General features: G+C 44.1%; 19 protein-coding genes. 15 read left to right on the top strand and 4 right to left on the bottom strand.

Translation table 11 applies throughout. From position 1 onward, the window contains the following. Positions 1-25: 25 nt before the first annotated feature. Positions 26-1,465, bottom strand: a complete 1,440-nt coding sequence (locus tag ACP26L_RS31985; protein WP_426449643.1) for a UvrD-helicase domain-containing protein — start codon at positions 1,463-1,465, stop codon at positions 26-28. A 6-nt stretch (positions 1,466-1,471) separates the two neighbouring features. Next, entirely contained in the window at positions 1,472-3,418 is a 1,947-nt protein-coding gene (locus ACP26L_RS31980) for an ATP-dependent helicase (protein WP_426449642.1), read from the bottom strand. A 134-nt stretch (positions 3,419-3,552) separates the two neighbouring features. Here ACP26L_RS31980 and drmA point away from each other — a divergent pair, with 134 nt between their 5' ends. The 5 genes from drmA to ACP26L_RS31955 all read left to right on the top strand — a co-directional run bounded on the left by drmA (position 3,553) and on the right by ACP26L_RS31955 (position 12,950). After that, complete coding sequence (gene drmA / locus ACP26L_RS31975; RefSeq protein ID WP_426449641.1) at positions 3,553-6,849, top strand: DISARM system helicase DrmA; 3,297 nt, start codon at positions 3,553-3,555, stop codon at positions 6,847-6,849. 6 nt (positions 6,850-6,855) lie between these two features. After that, positions 6,856-8,607, top strand: coding sequence for a DrmB family protein (gene drmB / locus ACP26L_RS31970; protein ID WP_426449640.1), 1,752 nt, complete (start codon positions 6,856-6,858; stop codon positions 8,605-8,607). After that, a complete protein-coding gene (locus ACP26L_RS31965) occupies positions 8,604-9,386 on the top strand; it encodes a phospholipase D-like domain-containing protein (protein WP_426449639.1) in 783 nt (260 codons plus the stop codon). Before drmB ends, ACP26L_RS31965 begins: the two co-directional genes overlap by 4 nt. A 198-nt stretch (positions 9,387-9,584) precedes the next feature. Further along, complete coding sequence (locus tag ACP26L_RS31960; protein ID WP_426449638.1) at positions 9,585-11,321, top strand: AIPR family protein; 1,737 nt, start codon at positions 9,585-9,587, stop codon at positions 11,319-11,321. A gap of 177 nt (positions 11,322-11,498) precedes the next feature. Continuing rightward, positions 11,499-12,950: a DNA cytosine methyltransferase gene (locus ACP26L_RS31955; RefSeq protein ID WP_426449637.1), complete on the top strand. Its 1,452-nt coding sequence runs from the start codon at positions 11,499-11,501 to the stop codon at positions 12,948-12,950. Here the strand turns inward: ACP26L_RS31955 and ACP26L_RS31950 are convergent. Beyond that, positions 12,933-13,364, bottom strand: a complete 432-nt coding sequence (locus tag ACP26L_RS31950) for a very short patch repair endonuclease (protein ID WP_426449636.1) — start codon at positions 13,362-13,364, stop codon at positions 12,933-12,935. The two genes, ACP26L_RS31955 and ACP26L_RS31950, sit on opposite strands and share 18 nt — an antisense overlap. A 473-nt stretch (positions 13,365-13,837) precedes the next feature. On the opposite strand from ACP26L_RS31950, the gene ACP26L_RS31945 reads away from it, so the two are divergent. The 4 genes from ACP26L_RS31945 to ACP26L_RS31930 all read left to right on the top strand — a co-directional run bounded on the left by ACP26L_RS31945 (position 13,838) and on the right by ACP26L_RS31930 (position 20,123). Beyond that, a complete protein-coding gene (locus ACP26L_RS31945) occupies positions 13,838-16,012 on the top strand; it encodes an ATP-binding protein (RefSeq protein WP_426449635.1) in 2,175 nt (724 codons plus the stop codon). Then, complete coding sequence (locus ACP26L_RS31940) at positions 15,993-17,081, top strand: hypothetical protein (RefSeq protein ID WP_426449634.1); 1,089 nt, start codon at positions 15,993-15,995, stop codon at positions 17,079-17,081. Before ACP26L_RS31945 ends, ACP26L_RS31940 begins: the two co-directional genes overlap by 20 nt. Positions 17,082-17,324: 243 nt before the next feature. Next, positions 17,325-18,032, top strand: coding sequence for a YHYH domain-containing protein (locus ACP26L_RS31935; protein ID WP_426449633.1), 708 nt, complete (start codon positions 17,325-17,327; stop codon positions 18,030-18,032). 165 nt (positions 18,033-18,197) lie between these two features. Then, on the top strand, positions 18,198-20,123 hold the full coding sequence (locus tag ACP26L_RS31930; RefSeq protein WP_426449632.1) for a 3'-5' exonuclease: 1,926 nt from the start codon (positions 18,198-18,200) through the stop codon (positions 20,121-20,123). Between the two features lie 98 nt (positions 20,124-20,221). On the opposite strand, the gene ACP26L_RS31925 is transcribed toward ACP26L_RS31930, so the two are convergent. Beyond that, on the bottom strand, positions 20,222-20,518 hold the full coding sequence (locus tag ACP26L_RS31925) for a hypothetical protein (protein ID WP_426449631.1): 297 nt from the start codon (positions 20,516-20,518) through the stop codon (positions 20,222-20,224). Between the two features lie 283 nt (positions 20,519-20,801). On the opposite strand from ACP26L_RS31925, the gene ACP26L_RS31920 reads away from it, so the two are divergent. From ACP26L_RS31920 to ACP26L_RS31895, 6 genes are all read left to right on the top strand, one after another. Further along, a complete protein-coding gene (locus tag ACP26L_RS31920) occupies positions 20,802-21,641 on the top strand; it encodes a basic amino acid ABC transporter substrate-binding protein (RefSeq protein WP_426449630.1) in 840 nt (279 codons plus the stop codon). A gap of 129 nt (positions 21,642-21,770) precedes the next feature. Continuing rightward, positions 21,771-22,433 (top strand): amino acid ABC transporter permease, encoded by a 663-nt coding sequence (locus ACP26L_RS31915; protein ID WP_426449629.1) that lies wholly within the window; start codon positions 21,771-21,773, stop codon positions 22,431-22,433. 180 nt (positions 22,434-22,613) lie between these two features. Beyond that, entirely contained in the window at positions 22,614-23,126 is a 513-nt protein-coding gene (locus ACP26L_RS31910; protein ID WP_426449628.1) for a UPF0158 family protein, read from the top strand. 77 nt (positions 23,127-23,203) lie between these two features. Then, positions 23,204-24,004, top strand: a complete 801-nt coding sequence (locus tag ACP26L_RS31905) for an SWIM zinc finger family protein (RefSeq protein ID WP_426449627.1) — start codon at positions 23,204-23,206, stop codon at positions 24,002-24,004. A gap of 24 nt (positions 24,005-24,028) precedes the next feature. Then, the gene (locus ACP26L_RS31900; protein ID WP_426449626.1) at positions 24,029-24,829 is read left to right on the top strand and encodes a hypothetical protein; all 801 of its coding nucleotides are present in this window, start codon (positions 24,029-24,031) and stop codon (positions 24,827-24,829) included. Between the two features lie 406 nt (positions 24,830-25,235). Then, entirely contained in the window at positions 25,236-26,057 is an 822-nt protein-coding gene (locus ACP26L_RS31895; protein WP_426449625.1) for a peptidoglycan-binding protein, read from the top strand. Positions 26,058-26,298 lie beyond the last annotated feature (241 nt).

Here is a 26,298-nt window from a genome sequence, read left to right as displayed (position 1 = left end):
TGATTACATCCGGCTTTTGTTGACTTTATTGGTATAGTTCAGAGTCCAATTCATGGATAAATGGAGATATCGGTGTAACAGCTGAAAGTGTTAATGTGAGCTTGGCACGAGTCATGGCAACGTATAGCTTTCTTCTTTCAGTTGCTTTAAATGATTCTGGGTCATCCCCCGGATCCATTATACCATATGGTAATTTGCCATCTTGAAGTCCAGTTACAATAACGTGATCGAATTCAAGACCTTTAGAGGAGTGAAAAGAAACTAATTTTACTCCAGGGGTTATAAAATCTGCATCATCTGACTTAATATAAATACTGCCAATATTATTTTCGGTTAGTGCTTCTTCAAAATCACTTAACCTATCCTGTGAATATGCAATAATGGCGATTGTATCTTCCGGAAAAATCCCTTGGATTTGTTTGATTTTACGAACCACTGTATTTATTTCGTCAGGTAATTTGTTTGAAACCATCAGTTCGGGCTTGGGGCCAATTGCATCGGGATCTTGAGATGGCATATACTCATCATCTGTTATAAGTTGTTTATCATGAGCCTGTAGACTTCTGGCTAATTGTATAATTTGTTTTGTAGAACGAAATGTTCTACTTAAAAACTTATTGCGCGTGCCTCGGATTTCAATACCAACACTTTTCCATGTAAAATTTCTTCGATATATTTGTTGACCCTTATCTGCAGCAATGGTTAAGCTCTTAGCCGCTAATAACTTGATAGCACGAAATTGTGCTGGGGTCAGATCTTGTGCTTCGTCTATTAGTATATGACTTGGCATTTTATTCTTTTGAATTTTGTCGACGTTTTGGATAATTAGTAAGGCTATATCATCAAAATCGATACAGCGGCGTCCTTTTAAAAGGGATTGATACTTCTCAAAAATATCATAGATAGATTCACGGTGACTTCTGGTTACATGTACCTGAGTTCCACGACCTGCCCTAGGAACATTAAGATATTCTGCACGGCTAGATATGTTATTGCTCTTAATCCATGTGATTTCCTCTGAAAGAAAGCGAATTAATGCCTTATCTTTACTTAATCTAGCAACTTGTACATTTGGTAAATCTGGATCGCTATATTTATTAATTATATTTTTAGCGTATTTCACAAGACCATCTTTTTCATCAGATATAGTGCGGCTGGTAGATATTCCAGATTCACGTAATAACTGTGAGCCCCATTGATGAAAGGTCATTGCTTGGATAGGTTCATCACTGGTTACACGTGCCATTTGTCTAATATACGTTGATAATGCACGATTATAAGTCAGAAGTAAAACCTTAGGCCCATTAGTAATCTGTTCTGCTTTTTGTTGTAAGTATAAAGCGCGTTCCATAACAACAGTAGTCTTTCCTGAACCTGGAATACCACGTATAAGTAGTTCCCCCTCAGGACGAAAGGTTACACAACTTTCTTGTTCGCTTGTCAACTTAATCATTCTTATTGCCATCTATGATTAACACTCCTCATCATCTTCTTCAAACATTTTCCAGAGTGAGTTTCTTTCCTCCCAAGCTTTTTCTCTTTGCATTTTTCTTGCATTATCAATTAAGGTTAACTTGGAGGGATCAAAATCAATCTTAGAGTCACTTTCTTTCCTACCACCAAATACATCGTATTTCTCGGTTACTGACATTGGTCCCTTACAAACATTAAAAAAATCCTCATGGTGAATTCCGGGTCTTCCGAGTATATATAGTCTTTCTTGAGCACGTGTGACGCCAACATAAAGAAGTCTTCTTTCTTCCTCAATATCAGGTTGACTCCCATGTGGGAAGGAACGATCTCCTAAATATAGCAGGAAGACAACCCGAAATTCTTCGCCTTTCGATGAATGGACTGTCCGCACCTGAATTCCCTTTGGAGATTGGCTAGTAGTAGATTCATCTGAATTGATATCGGAAAAGATAAGGTCAACTGCCTCATAACAATAAATAGCTCCAGAATTATGTGCCTCATTGAGGTAAGAGAAAAACTCTTCAAAAGATAAACCTTCTGGTAAAGAAGTTATATTTTTATCATTAATAACTTCAGCAATCTGACGTCCATAGTTACCAGGGTCTTGACAAAACTCATAAATGTAACGCAAATGTTCTGCTCTATTAGAAATAGAACCAGAGATGGAAACATCACTGGAGTCATCTACGTTAAGACATAGCTTTAAAAGTGCTTGTCGTACCGTATCACCTTGAGGTGCGTACTCTGAATTCTTGCGAATAAGTACAACAATCTCGTCTTCCTGAACCCCATCTTCCTGAATGAGGCGTTGTATCTCGTGAGCTACGAAATCAGCTGCCAATTCTAATCGTGGTGCATGGATTAGTCGATTAGGAAAGTTCTTTTCTCTATACGATAATAAAAATTCATTATTGATTTCATTCGCAGGTATTAGCTTTTTTTTTTGTTCAGAATTATTTCGTACTTTATTTGCTAGATCTAAAATATTAGCAGTTGATCTGTAATTCTCTACCATGTGTACTGGTTCGTTAATAGGTACTTTTGTTTTTTGTGCCAGTATTGAAAAGTTATTCATATTAGAAAGGCTGGAGCCGTTGAATGTATAGATGGTTTGATCCGTATCTCCTACAACATTTACTGGGATGTTCAGGCCTGCCAAGGTAAATAACAAAAGTTCTTGTGCGCTGGAAGTATCTTGATATTCGTCAACTAGTATGACCTTTAGACCCTCTTGAACTCGAGTAAGGGTTAACCCTTGGGAATGCTTAAGTACGTTTATGGCTTCCGTTATCAGACCTGTATAATCAATTTTATTGTATGATTTCATTAATTTTTCATATCTATTCCAAACCGTTTTAAGATCATCGCTACTAATTTTTATGAAAGTGTTTAAACCGATATCTACTTCAAAGACATAGCCTTTTTCTAATTGATTTGAGTTCAGAAATGGAGGCAGATCGATGCTCCCTTGTCTTAGTTCGTCTATTGCTTTGAAATATGCAACAAGAGCATCTTCTTCATCTAAGCCTGCACCGACACCCTTAAGTAATTGATCTCGATGTTCCGCTATAAGTTGATTTATATTATTACTAGATTCCAAAACGTTGAAACCAGGTTGAAGCCAAGTTTCACCTAAACTGGTTGCAATACGAATGATTCGGAAAGCAAGACCGTGAAAAGTATAAGTGGAAACTGGGCTTCCGAAAAGGTTTTCCTTACATAATTTTGTTACCTTCTCTACAAGTCTCGACTTAGCAGTTCTTGAAAATGAAATTGCAATAATTGAGCCGGGTGCAATATCGAATTCTTGTTGTAAGAATAGGATTCGAGCTGCCAATGTAGTTGTTTTACCTGTTCCGGCAGCAGCGTTAATTACCATATGGGCTAAGGGTGCTGTAATAGCTTTTTTCTGAGCAAGGTTGTAACTATCCCAAAACCAAGTCATAAGTAATGAATCCTCCATACCGGTAGTATTAAACATACAAAATTATTCGACATAAAGGACTTAAGTCCTGCTATGTCGAATTTCCATGTACGAACTTTTTATCACATTACCAATAAATTAGTGGAGTGATTTTTATGGGAATAATGGATAAAATTAGAATACGCGAGGAATTAATGAAACGGATGGAATCTGAGTTGGTTGGACCAAATATGATGAACGAGGAGCTTTATGAGTCTCCAACACAACGTTATTTGACAGGTATACTATGGCCCGTTGGAACTGAGATTGAAAAGGAGGATGATGAAGACAATTCAACTGAAGAGGATGGGGAAGAATCAGGTTTACCTGAGCGAACGGCACCATTGATGCAAGCTATGAAGCCCTCCTCAATAGGTTTGTCATTTGTAGTAAATCCAGAGACTAATTCTTTACTAGTAGATGTTCAATGGGGGCAGTATGAACAAAGAGGAGATAGGAAAAATCCCAAATGGATTAGAAGCCCAATTCATTTGACATATACAATAAGCCTTATTCCTGCGGAAGCAAAAAGAAATGCTATTCGAACGACTGACCCAGACGTTTTTATTGAGTGGGTATCAAGGCCTCTCAATGATGGTTTAGGTCGACATGCAGTTAGCTTATTTCTTGTGAATCGAAAGCCCAAACCTGAAAAAGGATCAAAGGATGCTCTCTGTTTATTTCAACCGGAGATTAAAGTTTACGGAGTAGCTGACTCCAAGCCCTTCTCTGTTAGAAAATTAAATATTAAGCAGAAAACCAAATATCCTGATATAGCAACTGATGAATTACTGTATAGAGATAAAACTGTATTTGCAGTTGGGCATGGAGTTTCAGTGGTATGGGAATCGGTTTCTGAAGATAACCAAAATGCAGCACTATTGAAAACTGTAGTTATGCCGATATATGAGATCCCTAGAGTAGTCCCTCCCGATTGGATTGGTGACGGTTCTCTGGATATGGCCAAGTTAGCAAAAGTTTCAAATGGAGTGGAGGCATACGATTATTTAAGTCCTCTAATCAATGCTTATGACGAATGGATTTGGGATCAAGAAGGTAAAGCTGAGTCATTAGAAGGTGAAATGAGAACAACAGCAAAAGAGCACATAACATTGTGCAAGGAATCCCTTAGCCGTATGAGAAAGGGTTTGGAATTAATACGTGCGTCAGGTGATAAAGGTAAAGTTATAGAAGCATTTCGATTTGCAAATCGAGCCATGGCCACCCAAAGATCTCATAGTATTTGGGCCAGAATCGCGAGTAAAAACAAAGATTGGTCCAGTGGTCCCCAAAATGTAAAGACAGAATGGCGACCTTTTCAGATAGCATTTATATTACAGAGTATTACTGGAATAGTTGAGCCTACACATGATGATAGAAATATAGCAGATTTAATTTGGTTTCCAACCGGTGGTGGTAAAACAGAAGCCTATTTAGGACTTGCCGCTTTTGTAATTGCCTTGAGAAGACTAATTAAAGAGCAAGACGGAATGAGGGCTGATGCAGGTGTAACAGTCTTAATGAGGTATACTCTAAGATTGCTCACCATACAACAATTTCAGCGTGCGGCTACATTGATCTGTGCATGTGAAGTTATTCGAAAAGAAGCACCTGAGTTATGGGGAACTGAGCCCTTCCGTATTGGACTTTGGGTTGGTAGTAAGAATACTCCTAATGATTTTGATAAATGTGAAGAGGTACTGCTTAGCAAAACGCACAACCCGGCCGCCACAACACCGGTTCAGCTTGTGTCATGTCCTTGGTGTGGTGCAGAGCTAAGAAAAAAGGATTATTTTGCGTTTCGAAAAAAACGGCGTGTTCTTGTAGGGTGCTCTAGAAGTGGATGTGATTTTCATCGTACCAAGAACCCAGAAGGAATACCAGCAGTCTTTTCCGATGAAGAAATTTATCGTTTGCTGCCGACATTGTTGATTGGTACTGTAGATAAGTTTGCGAGAATGCCGTGGGTTGCTGAAACTCAAACGTTGATGGGTAATGTAAAAGGACAAACAGAGCATTGGGGCTTTGTATCTCAAGGTGCTGATGATACAACGGAGGGCTGGACGAAACAAGTTCTCCAATCTAATTCTTCAACTGCCCATATCGTAGATAATAGAAAGCTATTACCACCTGAACTAATAATTCAAGACGAGCTTCATCTAATTTCTGGTCCTCTTGGAACCATGGTCGGATCTTATGAAACCGCTATAGACTATCTGGCGACCAGGGAGGTGGATGGTAAAAAGATAGGGCCTAAAGTTGTTGCCTCTACAGCGACAATTAGAAGAGCTAAAGAACAAATTCAGGCACTTTTCGCAAAGGGGTTGGCGATATTCCCCAGCCCTGGCATTACATCCGGAGATTCATATTTCTCAGTCGAGCAACCTCTAGAATCAATACCAGGAAGAACCTATGTTGGGATATTTGCACCCGGACGAAGTGTGAAAACAGCGTTAGTTCGCGTATATGCCACCCTTTTGGCAGCGACGGAAGCTATGGATAAGGATCTTGTTGATGTAGACCCGTATCAAACCTTGATTGGATATTTTAACAGTTTACGCGAGCTTGGTGGGGCTGTACGCCTTATTGAAGATGACGTAAAGGCAAGAATTCGAGTACTGGCCCAGAGAACAACAGGACAGAGATATGAATATAAAGCGAGAATACTTAGAGAAAGTGTGCCAGAATTAACAAGTCGAGTCGATTCCAGTGAAATACCGATGATTTTACAAAGATTGGAACAGCCTTTTTATGCAAAAGATGAGAAAATTGCTCCTGTTGATATTACTCTTGCAAGTAATATGATCTCAGTAGGAGTAGACGTAAGTCGATTAGGACTTATGGTTGTGACTGGACAACCCAAAACCACCGCTGAGTACATACAGGCGACTAGCAGAGTGGGACGGGAGCATCCTGGTATAGTATTTACTGTATACAATTGGGCTAGACCTCGAGATGTTTCTCACTATGAGCGGTTTGGTTCGTACCATGCTGCCTTATACAGGTATGTGGAAGCGATTAGTGTTACCCCTTTTTCCTCTCGTGCGCGGGATCGTGCTCTTTCTGCGGCTTTGGTGATGATGTCGAGATTACATATACCGGGTTTAGCAAAGAAAGAAGAAGCGAAAAAGTTCAAACCTAACCACGCTCTTGTTAGTCAGTTGAAAAACTATATTAATCAGAGGGTAATGTGTATTGATTCGGAAAGGGTCAATGAAGTTCTTAATGATTTACAAAGTTACATCGACATGTGGGAGCTTAAGACGATGGAAGGTGACCTTGTTTATGACAGGGCAATAAGGAAACCTAAATTAATGTTACCGCTGGGCGATAAATCCAGAACGAATGCTTTTCGAATACCAAATTCAATGCGAGACGTAGAAAAAACAGTTGGAATTTATTTAAAGGAGTAGATATCAGTGCATGGCAAAGTGGGCGAAGTAAGAAACAGTCAGTTAATATCTACGTTTGGACCAGGTGCGATCATGGACCTCCCTGATTTTTCAGTAATTGTAGCCAGTTTAGATCATTGGAATACAAAATTATGCGATGTAATTAGCGAACCAAGATTACAGAGAAAACTTAGAATAAATAAGATTTTATCACCACCTTCGTTAGAATGGGATAAGGATAATAATCAAGGTACATTACCGGCATATCGCTTCCCACGATATATGGTGTGTCCCAATTGCAGGAGATTGGCTCCATATAATAAGTTTTTTATAGATAAAGATTCACAGATTGCCTACTGTCATTGTGTTGATAACATAAAAGTTTTTCCCGCTCGTTTTATTGTTGCATGCTCTAAGGGACATATCGATGATTTCCCATGGGGTTTTTATGTCCACTCTAAGAAGGGCAATGTTGACTGTAAGGGAGATTTGAAGTTAAACGATAAAGGAGTCAGCGGCTCTATTGCTGACGTGGAAGTAGAATGTAAAGAATGCCAGGAAAAACGGTCGTTAGATGAGGCGTTTATGGGCGCAGGTCTTCCGTCATGCAGGGGACACAGACACTGGATGGGAGCATGGAACAAAGAAGAGTGCTCTGAAAAATCAAGGGCATTACTTCGAGGAGCGTCAAATTTGTATTTTCCGATAGTGGTAAGCGCACTGTCTATTCCGCCTTATACCAGCCCAATTCAACAGGTAGTCGCTGAGGAGATGGAGCGGTTGGGGAAAATGGACACCAAAGAAAAGCTCCAGGAGCGAATTGAAGAGGACATGTTCCCAACTTTTAAAGATTTTGATTTAGATGAATTATGGGAAGTTATATTGCATCAACGTGGACTTGCCGGAGAAGAGCAGGATTTGTTTTATCCTGAATGGGCTGCTCTTCAAGGAGGTACAGGAAATAATTCGGTGTTAGAGTTTGAGACTGAAGAGCAAGAGGTACCGGATCGCTATAAAGATAGGATAGGAAAGATTATTATGGTCAGAAGGTTAACAGAGGTAAGAGTGCTTGAAGGATTCAGTCGCATTGAACCTCTGCCTGACTTAACATCAGTTGGTGATGAGGATGAAACCCATAAAGAGTCATACAAAGCATCTTTAAGCGAACGAAAGTTATCGTGGCGTCCTGGCATTATTACAAGAGGAGAAGGCATTTTTATAACCTTGAATGAATTGGCATTGAAAGGTTGGGAAAATAAGGTCAAAGATGCTGTTATTTCGATGAGGGAAGCATTTTTAAAATACTGTAAGGATAGAAACATGGATGATTACGAGTTTCCGGATATGACGCGTTACGTTTTACTTCATACCTTATCTCATGCTTTGATGAGACAATTATGTATGGGCTCTGGATATTCTTCAACATCGTTGAGAGAAAGAATTTATTCGCGGAATAAGGAAGGGCAGAATATGGCAGGGATACTTATTTATACTGCCACGCCTGATTCTGAGGGAAGTCTTGGTGGACTGGTTGAGCTTGGAAAGACAGAAAGGTTCGAAGAGGTGTTATTTCATGCATTGGAAGAGGCAAAGTTTTGTTCAGGAGATCCCCTTTGCTCAGAACATAAACCTGATGCGGGTGGTGATCTGAATGGTGCGGCTTGTCATGCATGTCAATTAGCCGCGGAGACCTCATGTGAAAAGTCGAATAGATTCCTTGATAGAGCCTTTCTGGTACCCACTGTCTCTGAACAATCACTTGCTTTCTTTGATAAATGATGACAAGTAATCAACTGGAGAATATTATTTCCCGTATTATTATTGAATGCAATGAAATCGTCATTGTAAAGATGATCTCTTTATTAGAAGAGAGAATGGTGTCAGTACAAACGACGGCATACGAATGGGCACGTTTGCTGGAACCCCACAGAATACCAGCCCCATTGTTAGCTGATTTTACAATTGCATTCACTGTTAGTAATTATTCAATTGATACATTAATTTTTGGTCTTCGTACAGCTTTGCAAAGTAAGAATATAATTAGATCAAAGGCCCCTTCAATTGAGTTAGTATGGACGGGGCCGGTTCCTCCTTCAACTGGAAATGTAAGAAGTACTATATCAGTTATGCAAGAGATGTTATCAAAAGCGAAGAGCAATGTGTTACTTGTTGGGTACAGTTTCAATAATTCCTCTTTATTTCCCGCAGCCATAATACAACAACTTTCTCAATCGATGATAAGAGGATGCGAAGTAAGAATCGCTCTGCATGATGCTGGGTATAACTATTATAATTTAGTGGAAGCTTGGCCTACTAACTTGTCATTGCCGATTATCTTAAAGTGGGAAGGAAATGCTGAAGATAATAAGGCAAGTCTCCATGCTAAGTTGTTGCTGGTTGATCAAAGTGATCTTTTTGTTACTTCAGCGAATCTAACTCATCATGGATTAAACTCGAATATAGAAGTGGGTGTCAGAGTTAGTAAGAGTGAAATTATAAGACAGTTGGTTCAACATTTTAATTCATTAGAGAGATCTGGAATTCTTCGCCGCGTCTAAGATGATTTGTTTTAACATATACCGCCGAAAGATAACGAGAGATCCAGAAAAACACAGCATCTTCATCTTTATACTACTTGTGACATTTATTCGGAAAATGATGACATACGTCTCAAACAGAGATTTATATGATAAAATATTAAATATACATCTTCGGCAGATTTCGACATTCATTTTTTAAAATTGGGGTTTTTCAATATGGATAATAGTTTACAAGATTTCGCTCAGGGACTAAAACAGCATTTAGAGGGTTTAGCCGCGGCAAAAGATGAAGAATATAATGTAAAAACGTTTGTAGATGCAATGGCGGGATATTTGGAAGAAGCCGGTGAATTAGGTACAACTGAGATTTGTGATTTCAAAAGAACAGGAATACAGTTAAACGGATACGCTATAAACCATTTGGGTGTTGGTAAAGTGATTGACTTAATTGTATGTCTACATACAAAAATCGTACCACCCATTTCGATTCATAAAAATGAATGGGATGCCGTAATAAAAAGAGCAATTGGATTTATTAGGAAAAGTATAGCTGGTTTACATTTAGCATACGAGCAAGATTTCGATATTTATGATATTGCCAAGAGAATATACGATGACAAAGATCAAATTAGTCAAGTGAGAGTATTCTTCTTTACTGATGGTATAACCAAAACAATACAATTAGAAGACATAGAAGTAGACGGTATCCCAGTGACCTTCCAAGTGTGGGATATTGAACGGATTTACCGTATGAGAAGTTCTGGCAGGAAAAAGGAACCGATTTTAATAGATTTAGAAGGGAAGTATGGAAACCCATTGCCATGTCTTCCTATGCCAGTACCTAATGATTATTACGATTCATATATGCTTATTGTTCCGGGGGTTCTCTTATCACAGATTTATCATGATTTCGGTGAGCGGTTAATAGAGAGAAATGTAAGATCATTTCTTCAAATAAGAGGTGTTAACAGAGAAATAAAAAAAACCATCACTAAGGAACCTTTTATGTTCCTGGCTTACAATAATGGCATCTCGGCAACTGCCGAGCATATTGAATTCTTATCTTCAACGGATGGTGTAAAAATTATTATATCAATAAAAGATCTTCAGATTGTAAATGGGGGACAAACAACCGCGTCTATATATCACGCTGCTCAAAAAGATAGGAATGTTGATATTTCGCAGGTTTTTGTTCAAATGAAATTAACTGTTATTAAGGATCCTGAGAAGATGGAAGAGATGGTTCCTACAATATCCTTTTGTGCAAACAGCCAAAATAAAATACAGAGTGCTGACTTTTTTTCCAATAGCCCCTTCCATAGGAAATTGGAGCATCTATCCAGAACAGAATGGGCCCCTGCCAAAGAAGGAAGTCATAGACAGTCTAAGTGGTTTTATGAAAGAGCACGTGGCCAGTATCTGGATATGAAAAATAAACAGATTACTCCTGCAAAAAAAAGATTATTTGAAGATGATCACCCGAAGAATCAATTGTTTACAAAGACTGATCTGGCTAAGTTTATTATTTCATGGGAACAACATCCGCATATTGTTAGCAGAGGTAACCAGAAAAATTTTGACTATTTCTCTAAAACAATTCAGGACATTGATATTGAGCAAGTAGATAAGAATTACTATTATAAAACAATAGCAAAAGCAATAATCTTTAATACTATTAATGGTATGGTAAAAACCAAAAATAGAGCGAATATTGTAACATATAGCATGGCTTGGATCTCTTACAAAATGCAAGAACAAATTGACTTGGAAGATATTTGGCGAAATCAAACGATACCATCTATGTTATTGGATACTATAAAGTTAGTTATAAATGCTGCCCATAATCATATTACAAACTCCCCCAATGGAGAGATTTACTCTGAATGGAGTAAGAGAGAGGAATGCTGGACAAGCTTTAGAGATATGAGCATTGAAGAGTTTTTAAGATTATAGTTTACATCTTACGAGGGTATTATTTTATTAAACTTCCCTGATTGCTGGGGAAGTTTTTCCGTTTTATTTTCATGCTATATTCGGTTATAAGCAAACCTGGTATAATGATATGATAGAACAATTGTTCGAGGTGCCTTAATAAGGTTATACGATTATTGAATGAAGGTGCGGTTTACTATGTTTAAATATAAAGTGTTGGATCTCTTTGCAGGTGGGGGCGGGTTTTCCACTGGATTTGAGATGGTTGAATTAGACGGGGCGGGATTTGAGATTTTAAGAGCCGTCGAGATCGATGAGGATGCATGTAAGACGCTTGAATTGCATTTGGGGAAAGAAAAAGTAATAAAAGGGGATATAACTAAAACTGAAATTAAACAAAAAATTATAACTGACTGTAAGGGCAAAGTAGATGTCATTATTGGAGGTCCGCCGTGCCAAACATTTTCTCTTGCCGGCCCATCCCGTTCTGGGAAAGCAGAGATGAGGGAAGCCCTTAAAAATGACCCGAGGAACACATTATACAAACATTTCTTTGAACTGGTAAAGGCTATCGAGCCTAGGTTTGTAGTCTTTGAAAATGTTGAAGGTATTATTTCCAAAGAATTTGATCAAGCTGATGAATTGAATGCAAAACAACAAGTAGCAATTGAGGTAATTTGCGATGAGTTAGAGGGTCTCGGATATTATACGTATCTTAAAGATCGAATAGTGGATCGCTACCAAGTGCTGAATGCAGCAGATTTTGGTGTTCCACAACAGCGAAAGCGAGTAATAATAATAGCAAACAAACATGATAGACTTAATTCATTACCCCAAAAAATCACTGAGGATAAGCCTGTGAGTATCAAAGAGGTTATTTCTGGATTGCCAGTGGTTTTACCCCAATTGAGTACTGAAACAGATCTTCTTAGATTCAATTATATTTTTGGGGAATTTGATAAAAGTGTTGGGAAGTTTATTGATACGATAAATGGTCTTAAGGATTTTTACAGAGAACAAAACGAGATACAAAGTGAGGAATTCTCAGCTTTGATACAGTATGTAAACGAAGCGGGGAAGAAATTGAAGAAAAGAAAGTACACCAAAGAAAAGGCACTAAAAGAGTTTATCAAAGGATATAATGAGAAACTTAAACCTTTTGTCAACCTGTATAAACAGGATTACAAGACTTATCATACTTCAAGAGTCCATAATTTCCGTGATGTAATAATATTCAGTTATATGCGACAGGGAACCAATTCAGCGCAATTTATTAGAAAAGATTCTCCAGTTTATGATGGGTTTCTAGATAGTTTATATCCTTATGACAGAACAAAACATCTTGATACTTATGTTAAACACTCTCTGGAAAAACCGTCAAACACAATTTTATCACATATGCAAAAAGATGGGTTAAAGTTTATTCATCCAATCCAACCCAGAACATTCACACCATATGAAGCAGCAATGATTCAGTCATTTCCTCCTGGTCACGTATTTTGCGGTGAAAGGAATGCACAATATAGGCAGATAGGAAATGCAGTGCCACCGCTTCTAGCAAAAAGCATTGGAGAAGCAATCCTAAGTATGCTAGTAGATATTGATGCTAAAATAGCGAAAAAAAACCAAGGGCTAACCACCTCTGTTTAACTTTGCTGCCTCAATAAAATTACTGATTTTGTCTAATGCCGCGGCGAAGTCGCGGCTTATCTCATGTTCCCATATTCTTAGTATATTCCAGTTTCGTTGCTCATAATTGTACGTGACTTCTTTATCTCGTTGCACGTTTCTCTCCAATTTTTTTGCCCAAAAATCCCGATTATTTTTTGGGATGTTTCCATGTATTGGACACGCATGCCAAAAACAAGAGTCTATAAATATGACAATTCGGTATTTTTGGATAGCTATATCGGGTTTTCCATATAGACTAGTTACATTTTTTCGAAACCGAAAGCCTTTTTTCCACAAAGATTTTGTAACCTTATCCTCAAGCTTGGAATGTGTAGGACGGATAGCTGCCATGTTCTTTCTGCGTTTATCTGTTGTTTCTAGTTTTCGGTTCACCCTGTTACCTCACATATTAAAATCGGTTATAATATAGTTTAACCCAATAGGATAGTTTTTCACTCATGAATAAAGTCTAGAGTAAAAACATCGATTAATGGCAGTAACACGAAGAGGCCTCTTAAATGAGGCAAGCCCTCACAATAGTACTATGTTTTCCATGTGACAAATTTATAATCGATTCGATTATTTTAAACAGTGATAAAAATATAAAGGTTAAGGTGGAAGTTCTCAATTCTGGGGTAGAGAGTTTTGGAACAGGAAGTGGCTTTTTGAAACAAAAAATACCCAAAGAAAATAGTTTTTACCTTTTCAAGGGCATACGAGTGAAATATAGGCATGTGGAAGTTGAAATCTCTTTTAGAGGATGTTTATTGGCTGTGGTAGTGTACCACAGGAGGCGCGTGTTGATAAGGAGTAGAGTTACATTCTAGATCAATAACTGAATAACAAGTACAATTGGGGGTATAAAAATGAGGGAAACTAGCAGCTATAAAATTAGGCCTGCAGCTCGTCATATATTGACTATAGGAGAGGATTTAATACAAGACAAGGCCGCAGCTATTTTAGAGTTGGTCAAAAATGCTTATGACGCCGATTCACAGCACGTAACTATAACTTTTAGAGTTAGCGAGAACAGAGATCTTTTCAATATTATTATTGAGGACCACGGGCATGGGATGTCATTTGAGACAGTAACAACAAAGTGGATGGTGCCTTCAACCGATGATAAAGTAATAAGAAGAAAAAGTCCACTAGGACGAATTATGCAAGGTAGAAAAGGTATAGGCCGATACGCTGCAAACATACTGGGAAAAACTTTGTTGTTAGAAACTACACAAGAAAATACTAAAACTACGCTCTTTATTGAGTGGGATAAATTCTCACAAGCAAATTTTTTGGATGAAGTTGATATTCAGGTTGATAAACAAATAACCGATGAAAATAATGGCACAAGACTAACAGTAGAGGCTCCGAATGAAGATATAGAATATTGGTATAAAGAGATTGATAACTTAAGGTTTGAGCTTAAAAAGTTAATTCCCCCAAATATTTCTTTTATGGGAGAGGAATTTGATTTTAATATAATATTAATACTTGATAATTTTAAGCAAGGAGAACCAAAAATAAATTATGAGGAAATTCGGCCCTACCCTATTTTGGAGCTTTTTGATTATAAAATATCTGGAAGAGTAACGGAAGATGGAGTTGGTAAATTAACATATGTTAACCAGAAAGCTAGAAATACACTTACTGAAGAACTGACTTTGAATGTAGGACAAACAAATTGTGGAACTTTGTTAATTGATATTAGAGTATATGATAGAGATAAAGAGTCAATAGAACAATTAATTTCAAGAGGTCTTAAAGATGAAAAGAGTGGACAATACTTAAAAAATCTAGAGACAAGACAACTATTAAATCATCTTAATGGAATTGGTGTTTATAGAAACGGATTTAGAATTAGACCCCTAGGTGATGCTGATTTTGATTGGTTAAAACTAAATGAACAAAGAGTACAAAACCCATCTCAAAATATTGGTAGTAATCAGGTTATAGGGTATGTTCACATAGAATCAGAAGAAAAGTCAGGATTAGAAGAAACAAGTGCAAGAGATGGATTGAAAAAGAATGATGCTTATGAGAGATTGAGAGAGATTACTTTAAATGCTATATCGAAGTTAGAAGAAAGACGATTTATTTTTCGTAGAAACACAGGTCTTACAAGAGCCAAAAAGGTAATTGAAAAAGAACTGGAGAAGCTTTACGACTATACAAGTTTGCAAAAATCTATCTCCTTAATACTAAAAAATGTTGGGCTGAATGAATCGACATTAAATGAAGTTAGTAGAATTATAGAAAGTGACCAGAAGGATAAAAATCAAATAATTGATGATATTAAGTCAACCGTAGCAATATACCAAGGGCAAGCTACTTTGGGACGGATAATAAATGTGATTCTTCATGAAGGGCGAAGACCTCTAAATTATTTTACTAATCAAATGTCTAACCTTGAGTTCTATTCTCAGCAATTTAAAAAAGAAAAAAATGAGTCCTACTCAGATAAAATTCTTAGTTTATCGGCAGGATTTAATGAGAATGCTTCTATTTTTGTGAATCTTTTTAGCAGGTTGGATCCATTAGCTGCAAAAAAAAGGGCTAAGAAAACCGAATTTAAAATTATCGAATCCATTGAGACTGCTGTTAGAGTCTTCGACAACGAAATGAAGAGAAACACAATAAGTTTCTCTCTTACTGGGAGTGATATGGCAATCTGGACTGGATGGAAACAAGATATATATACCATTATAACTAATCTAATAGATAATAGCATTTTTTGGATGTCCCGTATTGAATCTGAGAGAAAGGCTATAAATATCTCTATAATAAGAGATGCTGAAGAGTGGGTTGTAGATTATCAAGATTCTGGACCGGGAATAGAACCAGCCCTGCTAGAGAGTGGAGTAATATTCGAGCCGGAATTCACAACAAAACCAAATGGAACAGGTACAGGACTGGGATTAGCGATAGCTGGTGAAGCAGCCCAGCGTAATGGTTTGGAACTAATAGCTATATCAAAGTCAGATGGTGCACATTTTAAACTATATCCTAACAGAGGAGACAGTAATGGAAACGCAAACTTATAATTATCTATTGGTTGAAGATAATGATGCAGACATAAATGTCTGTCATGATACAATAGATAGATTAAATATCGAACAAGCTACTAGATATAATGTTTCAATTACTGTTGCAAAAGATTTAAATACTGCGATCAGCCAGTTAAAAGAGTCAATTTTTGACGGAGTTATCATAGATATAAGACTAGGGGAAAAGGATGATGGAAATGAGGTAATTAGCTCTATAATAAATAACTATCGACTACCTCTAGCAATAATGACTGGGACACCAGATACTATTTTAGAAGAGGGTTCTCCTATTAGAATTTATAAAAAGGGAGAGGTTTCATATGATGTTATTATAAAAAGTCTAATCGGTATATCTCAAACTGGGATATTTAAGGTAATAGGAGGAAAAGGAATTATTGAGGAAACGATGACTCGTGTATTCTGGAATAATTTATATCCTAGAATTAACACTTGGGAAAATCTCAAAGAATCTGGTTCGGATACCGAAGCCATATTATTAAGATATGCAATTGCGCATATTCATGAATTATTAGAGGATAACATACCAGTATATAGTATTGAAGAGGTTTATATTGCTCCACCGTTGAGTGACAAAATTAGAACTGGTTGTATTTTGAAAAATAAAGACGATGAATTATACTATATAGTGCTTTCACCTCCTTGCGATTTAGTCGTACATAATGGACTCATGAAGACTGATCGCGTGATGTTATGTGAAATTGATGATCATAGGATAGTTAGTCGTAACGCTGTAGGGGATACAAAGGGAAATAAGCGTAGCAAGGTACTTATTCCTACAATAAAAAATAACAACAAGGAGTATTACCATTGGTTACCTCCAAATAGCGTATTTGAAGGAGGATATATCAATTTTAGAAAGGTAATTAATTTTTCGCAAGGCGAATTAGAAGAAAAATTTTATCCTACCACACTAAGAGTTCAAGATGCTATAGTAAAAGACATATTGAGTAGATTTTCTTCTTACTATGCTCGTCAAGGCCAACCTGACTTTGATTTTGTAAAGGAAGCCGAATCTATTATTAATATGTTATATTCGGACGAGTAATGAGCATTTTTAGTAACAGAATAAATTAGCAGTACTACGTATAATTAATTTTCTCCAAAATAATAAAGAGATGCTTGAAAACAGTAGGCGTAGTTTTCCATGCCATGCACATGAATCATCCCTGCCCGCTTGCTTTCTCGTTGCTCATCAGTGGTGCCACTGAAAGGAAATTTCGTTTGCCAGCATCACGCGGCCGTGTTAAAATCCCCTCGTGTCATACATAGCATACAGGGGGGATCTAACATGCATTTGCGTAAATCGGCACTTATCATTACACTGCTTAGCTTGACCTTCTCTTCCGTGGCCGCGGCTCATCCGGGTCGGACCGATTCGAGCGGCGGGCACACCTGTCGGACCAACTGTGAGAAATGGGGCTACGAGTACGGCGAGTACCATTATCACAATGGCGGCGGTTCTTCATCCAGTGGCAGCAGCAGCTCGAGCGGCAGCAGTTCTTCGTCCAGCAGCAAAGCAGCTACGCCTGCACCCGCACCGAGTACTCCCAAAGAGGTGATTCCTCCAGGAACGGTGAAGGTGACTCTGCCCGCATTCAGTGTCGTGGTGAACGGTCAGCAGGTTGCCAATGCTTCGACAGCGTACCCGGTGATCGTGTATAATGACATCACGTACTTCCCGATGACCTGGAACTACACGCAGGCCCTTGGACTGGATACGGCGTGGGATGCCAATACGGGCTTCTCGATCCGCAAAACCGACCGTGCCGGTGCGGCTCTGAGCCTGGACTACGGTACGCCGGCCTCCAAGCTGTATGCCAAGAAGCCGGAGTTCAACATCTACGTGAACGATGTCTGGCTCGATAACGCGAAGGAAGAGTACCCGGTGCTTGTCCTGAACGATGTCACCTACTTCCCGATGACCTGGAAGTTCGCCGTAGAAGAGCTGGGTCTTCAGATTTCTTTTGCCAACAACACCTTTACGATCTCGAAATAAATCGCGGAATAACGCCTGTAAATCTAAGCCTGTCTTCCCTCGGGAGATGGGCTTTTCAGCTTTCTTCCTTTTCCACTAAATTGTAATCTGTGACGGGTACCGTTCTCCGGCGGCTCGTATTATAATGAAATCAATTAGGTACTAAGCACTAGGGAGGCGCGTTGTATGGCACTGACGGTACCCGAGCACATCCCAAGAAGCGCGACGCCAGGGGAGCGGCTGGTGTTTGAGACATTGAAGCGGCATCTGCCGGATGATTATATTGTCTATTATGAACCGGAGTTTCAGGGGCGGCGGCCGGATCTGGTCATTATCGGCCCGGACTTGGGGCTGGTGGTTCTGGAAGTGAAGGATTACACGAAGAGCACCTTGTATCAGATCAATCAGGATGATTGGGTGCTGCGGGCATCGGGCAGCGGCGAGATGGTGACGGTGAAGAATCCCTACAAGCAGGCGAGGGACAACGTGCGACTGATCGCGAACCAGCTCAAGAAGGATAAGAACCTGATCGTGCAGGAGGGGCAGTACCAAGGGAACCTGAAGTTCGCTTACGGGTTCGGCACGGTGTTCACCCGCATGAAGCAGGAGGACTTCGTGAAGCTGGGCTTGTACCAGGTCATTGCGCCGGAGTTCGTGCTGTGCCGGGATGAGGTCGACACGGACGATGAGGGGTTCTCGGAGGAGATCCTGCAGGAGAAAATCCACGGCATGTTCACGGTATGGAGCCGGCGGCGGTATATGCTGACGCATGAGGATATTCAGGCGATCCGGTTCCACCTGTTCCCGGAGGTGCGCATCAGCGCGGAGTACAAGGAGCCGGTGTACTACCAGGATCAGCTGCTGCTGTCCATGCATAACATCAAGACGATGGACCTGCATCAGGAGAATATGGCGCGGCAGGTGGGCGACCGGCACCGGCTGATCCGCGGCGTGGCGGGCAGCGGCAAGACGCTCGTGCTGGCGAGCCGGGCGAAGATCCTGGCGAAGGAGCATCCGGATTGGCGCATCCTGGTGCTGTGCTACGGCATTCCGTTGTCCCGGAGCCTCAAGCAGCTTATCGAGCGGAAGTTCGAGGAGCCGGAGGATCTGTTCGACCTGATCGACCAGGCCTCGTCGGAGGGGCCGCGGCGCTGCCCGGTGGAGGTCTACAACTTCCACGAGTGGCTGCGGCATTCCTTCCGCATGAAGGAGGAGGACCTGCCGAACCTGCTCGACAAAATCGCCCGCCAAGAGGCCATCGTGCCCAAGTACGATGCAATCCTGATCGATGAGGGGCAGGACTTCGAGCCTGAATGGCTTCGGCTGCTCAGCGCCTGTCTGAATCCGGACACCCAGTCCCTTCTGCTGGTGGAGGACCGGGCACAGGCGATCTTCAAACGCCGGGTCAGTCTTGCGCAGGAGACGGGGCTGGATTTTCGCGGACGCTCGCGTATTCTCACGATCAACTACCGCAATACGGCGCAGATCGTGCGCTTCGCATGGGAGTTCTATCAGCGCCACTCGCAGCTGCAGACCAAGGTGCAGGCCGGTTCCGTGGACGGGGTGGAGATCATTCCGCCGCAGGCTACCAAGCGAAGGGGACCGGAGCCGGTGATCCGCCGCTGCCAAGGGTTCGCGCAGGAGATGGAGTTCGTGACGGAGGAGATCCACAAGCTCAGCCGCGAGAAAAGGGTGCCTCTGCACGACATCGCGATCCTGTACCGGGTGAAGAATACGCACCAGGCTTCCTATATCGATATGATCCGCCGGCAGCTCGACCGGCAGGGCATTGCCTTCGACTGGATCACGGAGAGCCCGGAGTCGAAGCGCCGGTTCGTGAGGCAGGATGACCAGGTGAAGGTCACGACGATCGACAGCGCCAAAGGCCTGGATTTTCGCGCCGTGTTCCTGGTGAACATTGAGAACATGCCGTTCCCGCTGGTGGATGTGGAGGAGCGGGAGGTGTCTCTGTTCTACATTGGGATGACGCGTGCCCTGGATGATCTCTATCTGTCTTACAGCGGGGAGTCGAAGTTCACGAAGTATCTGGATGAAGTGGCTGCGCGGCGGGCGGAGTCGGCGAAGGATGCGGCGGGGAAGCGGATGGGGTAGGAGGACGCGGGAGATAAAGAGGTACCGTCCGGGCCTATCTAATGGAAGTATGGCGATAAGAAAATAAAGGGAGGCCGCTGCCTCCCTCAAATCTTAGGCTACCGATGCTCATCGGCGGCCTTTTCGCTTTGGCGTGCCCTGAATGCGTGCACGAACAGATTCACGAGCGCCGCCGCCAGGAGGACATGCAGCAGCTCCACTTGAAATCCGCGCAGCCGATACCCGCTGTATATCACATATCCCAGCAGTCCCGCTGCCGCGGCGGCCGCCCAGAACAGCTGGGTGGAGCGGCGGAGCGACAGCTTGCGGGCGATCCACCTCAACAGAAGGAACAATCCAATGGCATAGGCGGCGTAGAGGGCAATAAGCAGTGCTGCGCTTAGGGCTAATTCCACAGGTACATCTCCTCCAATCCTTGGTCGATGCTTCGGGGGGGATGTCTTTTGAACAAATCCGCTGGCAGTCTATCCCTCTCTATCTATTAAAACAGATCCAATAAAAGGAAAACAAGGCGTCCATAAAGCTCCCATTGCTCTTCTTCAGCCTTTTGTAGTAAAGCGTTAACAACATGAATAGTATGTCATATAAAATAACACAAGTTAAAAATATCGTTGCCACTCTCCGGATTTGTTGGTAGAATCATGATAAATTTATTCTATTTTGCGAGGAGTTGGCCGGATGAGATTGAAAATCGTGTTAACATTAATGACGTTAACGACCTTCCTGTTCACGGCAGCTTGTGGGACCGAAAGTGCGGCACCGGGAAGCGGAACCAGCACCGGATCGGGGGCGGCCGGCGGGGAAGTGACGTACAAGATCGCGACGGATGCCAGCTACGCGCCGATGGAGTATATGGATAAAGACAAGATAACCGGCTTCGATATCGATTTCTTGGCAGAGGTAATGAAGGAAGCGGGCTTGAAATATGAGGTCACGAATGTGGGCTGGGATACGATGCTGGAGAGCGTGAAGCAGGGCAAAGAGTACCAGGCGGGCATCTCCTCGGTGTCGATCACGGATGAGCGGAAGCAAACCTACGATTACTCGATCCCTTACTTTGAGTCGACGAACATGATTCTCTTGAAGGAAGGCAGCACGGTGAAGAGTGCGGAGGACCTCAAGGGCAAGAAGGTGGCGGTGCAGGGCGCGACGACGGCGGATACGATCATGAGCGGGATCTTAGGCAAGGACAGCACGGATCTGAAGCGGTTCGAGAGCAATGCGCTGGCCTTGATGGAGCTGGAGTCGGGCGGCGTAGAGGCGGTGGTGGCCGATATCGCGATCGTGCGGGAGTATATCAAGAACAACCCGGGCAAGAAGTTCCAGAGCGTCCGCGACGAGAAGAACTTCGAGGCCGAATACTACGGCATCCTGTATCCGAAGGGCAGCGAGCTGAAGGCGAAGCTGGACCCGGCGGTGAAGAAGGTGCTCGAGAACGGCAAGTTCGCCGAGGTGTACAAGAAGTGGTTCGGCGAGGAGCCGAATGTGAAGAAGCTGCTGGAGGCGGCAGCGAAGTAAGGCCGTGGGGGAGCATGTGCAGCTTGGCCGCTGTGCATGCTTTTTCTTCTTAGGGGCAGGACGAACCTAGAGGATAGAAAAGGGAATGTTACCTACTTGCCATTGTGACGACCGGGGAGGCACCTTGCGATGGATTTTCGATTCGATATCATCTTGGGCTATGCGCCGCTGCTGGGCAAAGGAGTCCTCCTGACGATCGGGCTGTCCCTGCTCTCGATCCTGATCGGCTCGCTGTTCGGGCTCGTGATCGGCTTCGGCCGGATGTCGGGGCAGTGGCTCCTGCGTGTGCCGGCCAAGGCGTATATTCACTTCTTCCGCGGGACGCCGCTGTACGTGCAGATTCTCATCGTACACTTCGGCGCGGTGCCGCTGATGATCGGGAAGACGAACCCGATCGTGGCGGCGATCGCGGCGCTGTCATTGAACTGCGCGGCCTATACGGCCGAAATCTACCGGGCGGGCATCCAGTCCATCGACCGGGGCCAGTTCGAGGCGGCGTACTCGTCGGGGATGACGAAGGCGCAGACGATGCGGCATATCATTCTGCCGCAGGCGGTGAGGCGCATGCTGCCGGCCTTCGGGAACGAGTTCGTGGTGCTCATCAAGGACTCGTCGCTCGTGGCGATCATCGCGGCGCCGGAGCTCATGTACTGGAGCAACGCGATGCGCGGCCAGTATTACCGGGTGTGGGAGCCGTATCTTGCTGCGGCGTTCATCTATCTGATCCTGACGTATACGCTGAGTAAGATTTTGGCCCGGATGGAGGCTCGGATGGAGGCTCGGGTGAAGTAGGGACGCGGGGGAGAGGCAGTTCGCTGGGGCAGCGGGCTGTCTTTTTGCTATGAAGAGAGGATGTATAACCCATAGGCTGGCGGGCTGGGGAGCACACCCCATGATGGGCAGTTCAATGTAGGTCCGGCCCGTGCTAAGATAATAGCATAGGAATGATATTGAATAAGGAGCAGTGCCCCCATGAGAAAGCTTGAGCTTACCCTGCAGCAAATCGAACAGATCAGCATGTTTATGGAGACGGACCACCTCGGCGAAAGGTTCTATTACGATGTCGTAACAGGTGAGATCGACACCAAGAGTCCGGATGATTACGAATGGGACGAAGAGGAAGAGGGGGAATTCGACGACGAAGCAGGCGGAGAAGATGAGGTGGACGAAGATCTCCACCCGGAGGAGAGATACCTGGGTATTCCCGAACGCAGTTCACGTGATGGGTACGAGCGTATGGAGGATTTTGCCTATAAGGTAGGCGCCGGACCGGCGAGAGAAGCGCTGCTGCTGGCCCTGGAAGGACGTAAAGGGGTATTCCGGCGGTTCAAGGACAAGCTGGCCGAATATCCGGAAGTGCAGCAGAAGTGGTACGCCTACGAGGAGGAGAAGAACCGGGAAGCGGTCATCGACTGGCTGGAATCCGAGGGCTTCGAGGTGAGTGTAGTAGATAAAGTACGGAGGACGGGGGAGATGAGCGAATGAATCTTGCGAATTTTGAGCACTCCGTCGACGGGAGGATTGTAAGCCGAGGGCTAGAGTACTTTGAAGATGATTGTGTCATGTCGCTGCGCGAAACAAAAACGAACCGCTATACTGCCAGGGTGGAAGGCAGCGAGTACTACGAGGTGGAGATCGAGTTAAACGACGGGGGTACGGTGGTCGATTGGGACTGCACCTGCCCGTACGATCTGGGGCCGGTATGTAAGCATCAGGTGGCTGTGCTGTATGAGCTTCGGGACATGCTGGGGGCACAGGGAGGCGGTGTATCCAAAAGTTCATCAGGAACCGGGAAGCAGGCTGATTTGAAGACGCTGCTCTCGGGCTGCAGGCAGGAGGAACTGGTCGATCTCCTGATGATCCTGGCGCGCGATGCAGGCGTAGAGGAGCGGATCCGGCTGCATCTGGGCCGGGACGATGTCGACAGTGCGGTGGAACAGAGCAGGCGGCTGATTCGGTCGCATATTGATAATCAGAGGCAGCGGGACGGATTCGTGACCTACGGTCGGGTATCCAGCGCGGTACGCGGTGCGGAGATGGTGCTGGAGAAGGCGCAGCGGGAGCTTCAGAAGGGGGCTGCGATGCAGGCCGTCCGGCTGGCGCTGTGCATCATGGAGGAACTGATCGAGTTCATCCAGGAGTGTGATGACTCCGGCGGATACATAAGTCCCCTCCTGGACGAGAGTCTGGGAGTGATCGCGGAGGCCGTACTAGACGAGGATCTCGATGGAAGTGTTGAACGCGGTGCGCTGTTCGAGCTTCTGCTTGAGGAAGCGGCCAAGGAGCAGTACGACGACTGGTCGGATTGGCGCATTGAGATTCTGGATGTGTGTGCCAAGCTGGTGGATGGGCCGGAACGGTAGGAGGCTTTTGAAGAGCTGCTGGAAGTGCTGGGGGAGAACCAAGGAGTTACCGAATGGAGCCGCAAATATTGGAACGAGCACATCGACCTGATGCGGCTGGAGATCATGACCAGGCTGCAGGGAGAGGCGCAGGCAGAGACCTTCGTGCAGGGACGGCTGGAACATACCGGCTTCCGGGAGAGGGCTATCCAGCAGGCGATGGGCCGGGGCGATTACGAGGAGGCGATCCGGCTGGCGCTGGACGGGGAGCAGCTCGATACGGAGCGCAGCCGCCCAGGGATCGTTACGCACTGGAAGAAGCTTCGACACGAGGCTTACCATGCTGCAGGACAGCTGGAGGAGCAGCGGAAGCTCGCGGAGGAGCTGCTGCTGGACGGTGACTATGACTATTACCTGGAGCTGAAGTCGGCCTATACACCGGAGGAGTGGAAAAGGGTGTACCCGGAGCTGCTCCCGCGGCTCGCACATTCCGGGCGCTTCGCTTATTACGATCCGTATCCCCGAATCCTGATCGAGGAACAAGAAACGGCCAGGCTGCTGGACTATGTATCGCGCAAGCCGGCCTTAATAGAGCAATACTATCCGCAGCTGGTCTCTGAGTATCCGGAGGAAGTCTACAAGCTGTTTACGGGCAATATTATGAAAACGGCGGAGACCGCCAGCAATCGCAGCAACTACCGGAATGTGTGCCGGATGATCAGCATGCTGGCTAAAGCGGGGGGAGTAGAAGCGGCCAGACATTGCGTGGGCACGCTGAAAGCCCTCTATCCGCGCAGAAGTGCGATGCAGGATGAGCTGAGCAGCGTCAAAGTGGAGTTAAGATAAGCAAGTGTCCAAGGGGCTCTCCTGCTGAGGAGGGCCTTTTTGGCATGAACCATGGCGCACCGGAAAGGTAAGGATGCCGAAGCCCTTGGGATAGGGGGACGGTAGGGTAGAGCGTTGAAATCGTACCGAAAGCGGCTGGCAATAACCAAGCAAGGGGAACCGATCCTGCCATCGGGAGAAACTCACTCCACTGCACTCTATGATTTAATTATAACTTTACATAATGTGACAATATTAGATATTTATCCATAGTATTCAATATGATAGAATTCGAATTGTGCCCGATAGAATCGTCATTTGTAGATTCGCGTAAGGCACGTGTCCGCAGGGGACCAAAGCCATTCGACTAACATACTTACCCCACTCGCTGCACCAACCATTCCAGTATCGGAGGTAGATGAGGAGAATGAACAAGAAGTTTATGACAGCGTTTGCATTGACGGCTGCAATGTCTGTATCGATGGTGTCCGGTGCCTTCGCGGCAGCGGGGCACGCCAATGTGGCGGCTGTAGGGACGGCGTCTTCGAACAGTTTCTACGGTGTGAGCTACCAGTCTTCTTATTCCCTCGGACAGACGCATTCCCAGATTGCGGTGCTGAAGAACAACCTGCGGGCCTGGCGCGCGTACGGCAGCAATGAGAGCCTCTTCACCGGCGTAGCGCCGATTACGAGCACGAACAGCACCTTCGACCAGGCGACGAAGGACAACCTGATCGTGTTTCAGCGTAACAAGGGTCTGACGGCCGACGGAATCTACGGGGCAGCAAGCCGCAATGCGATGCACGGGGCCATCGGTTCTTCGCCGAAGGGGTACGTGCGGATCAAGAATACATCCCATTATACGAACTACAATGATACGGCGACCGGACTCTCGAATGACGGTACCTACAAGCTCGATCACAGCTTCGTGACGCCTTCGGCGAAGACGACGCTGGATCAGGTCGCGGCAAGCTTCTACGGCACTTACGCCAAAAAGCTCGAGATCAACGACGCCAGCCTGATCGACGGCGCCGATACGCCTGAGCACAGCAGCCATCAGGACGGGAAGTCGGTGGATGTCCGCAACTCCGGGATGACGGCAGACCAGGAGAAAAAGTTCCTGGAGATCGCAGTAGCGAACCCGAATGTATCGCAGGTGCTGTTCTATACGAAGCATGGCCTGACCAGCTCCAAAATCGTCGTGCGCGCCGATCACGCGGATCATTTCCATCTGAGTACCGTGAATTAATCGGCGTTAACCGCCATAGAGTGAATAAAAGAGCTGCCCGCGTTTCTTCGAGTCGCGGTGCGGCTTCTTTGCTGTGCAGGGTTATCGGGGGAAGGAGGGGGAGCGGGCGGGAAGCAGCGGAGTGATCGTAAAGGGGGGAAGTGTTTGGGCGAGCATCCACTGTACAAATAGCGGTTCGGGCCGAACGGGCAGTAGAAGGTAGAAAAGGATCACGAGAGGCCGGCCGGCTAATCACCATAAA

This window comes from Paenibacillus sp. S-38 (assembly GCF_049942825.1).
Classification (GTDB): domain Bacteria; phylum Bacillota; class Bacilli; order Paenibacillales; family NBRC-103111; genus Paenibacillus_G.
Note: the sequence above shows the minus strand (reverse complement) of the source record. Positions and strands in the feature narration are given on the sequence as shown.

Coding starts and splice junctions, on each gene's coding strand:
- ACP26L_RS31985 (WP_426449643.1), bottom strand. CDS start 1,465: ATGGCAATAAGAATGATTAAGTTGACAAGCGAACAAGAAAGTTGTGTA.
- ACP26L_RS31980 (WP_426449642.1), bottom strand. CDS start 3,418: ATGACTTGGTTTTGGGATAGTTACAACCTTGCTCAGAAAAAAGCTATT.
- drmA (WP_426449641.1), top strand. CDS start 3,553: ATGGGAATAATGGATAAAATTAGAATACGCGAGGAATTAATGAAACGG.
- ACP26L_RS31965 (WP_426449639.1), top strand. CDS start 8,604: ATGATGACAAGTAATCAACTGGAGAATATTATTTCCCGTATTATTATT.
- ACP26L_RS31960 (WP_426449638.1), top strand. CDS start 9,585: ATGGATAATAGTTTACAAGATTTCGCTCAGGGACTAAAACAGCATTTA.
- ACP26L_RS31955 (WP_426449637.1), top strand. CDS start 11,499: ATGTTTAAATATAAAGTGTTGGATCTCTTTGCAGGTGGGGGCGGGTTT.
- ACP26L_RS31945 (WP_426449635.1), top strand. CDS start 13,838: ATGAGGGAAACTAGCAGCTATAAAATTAGGCCTGCAGCTCGTCATATA.
- ACP26L_RS31940 (WP_426449634.1), top strand. CDS start 15,993: ATGGAAACGCAAACTTATAATTATCTATTGGTTGAAGATAATGATGCA.
- ACP26L_RS31935 (WP_426449633.1), top strand. CDS start 17,325: ATGCATTTGCGTAAATCGGCACTTATCATTACACTGCTTAGCTTGACC.
- ACP26L_RS31930 (WP_426449632.1), top strand. CDS start 18,198: ATGGCACTGACGGTACCCGAGCACATCCCAAGAAGCGCGACGCCAGGG.
- ACP26L_RS31920 (WP_426449630.1), top strand. CDS start 20,802: ATGAGATTGAAAATCGTGTTAACATTAATGACGTTAACGACCTTCCTG.
- ACP26L_RS31915 (WP_426449629.1), top strand. CDS start 21,771: ATGGATTTTCGATTCGATATCATCTTGGGCTATGCGCCGCTGCTGGGC.
- ACP26L_RS31910 (WP_426449628.1), top strand. CDS start 22,614: ATGAGAAAGCTTGAGCTTACCCTGCAGCAAATCGAACAGATCAGCATG.
- ACP26L_RS31905 (WP_426449627.1), top strand. CDS start 23,204: ATGTCGCTGCGCGAAACAAAAACGAACCGCTATACTGCCAGGGTGGAA.
- ACP26L_RS31895 (WP_426449625.1), top strand. CDS start 25,236: ATGAACAAGAAGTTTATGACAGCGTTTGCATTGACGGCTGCAATGTCT.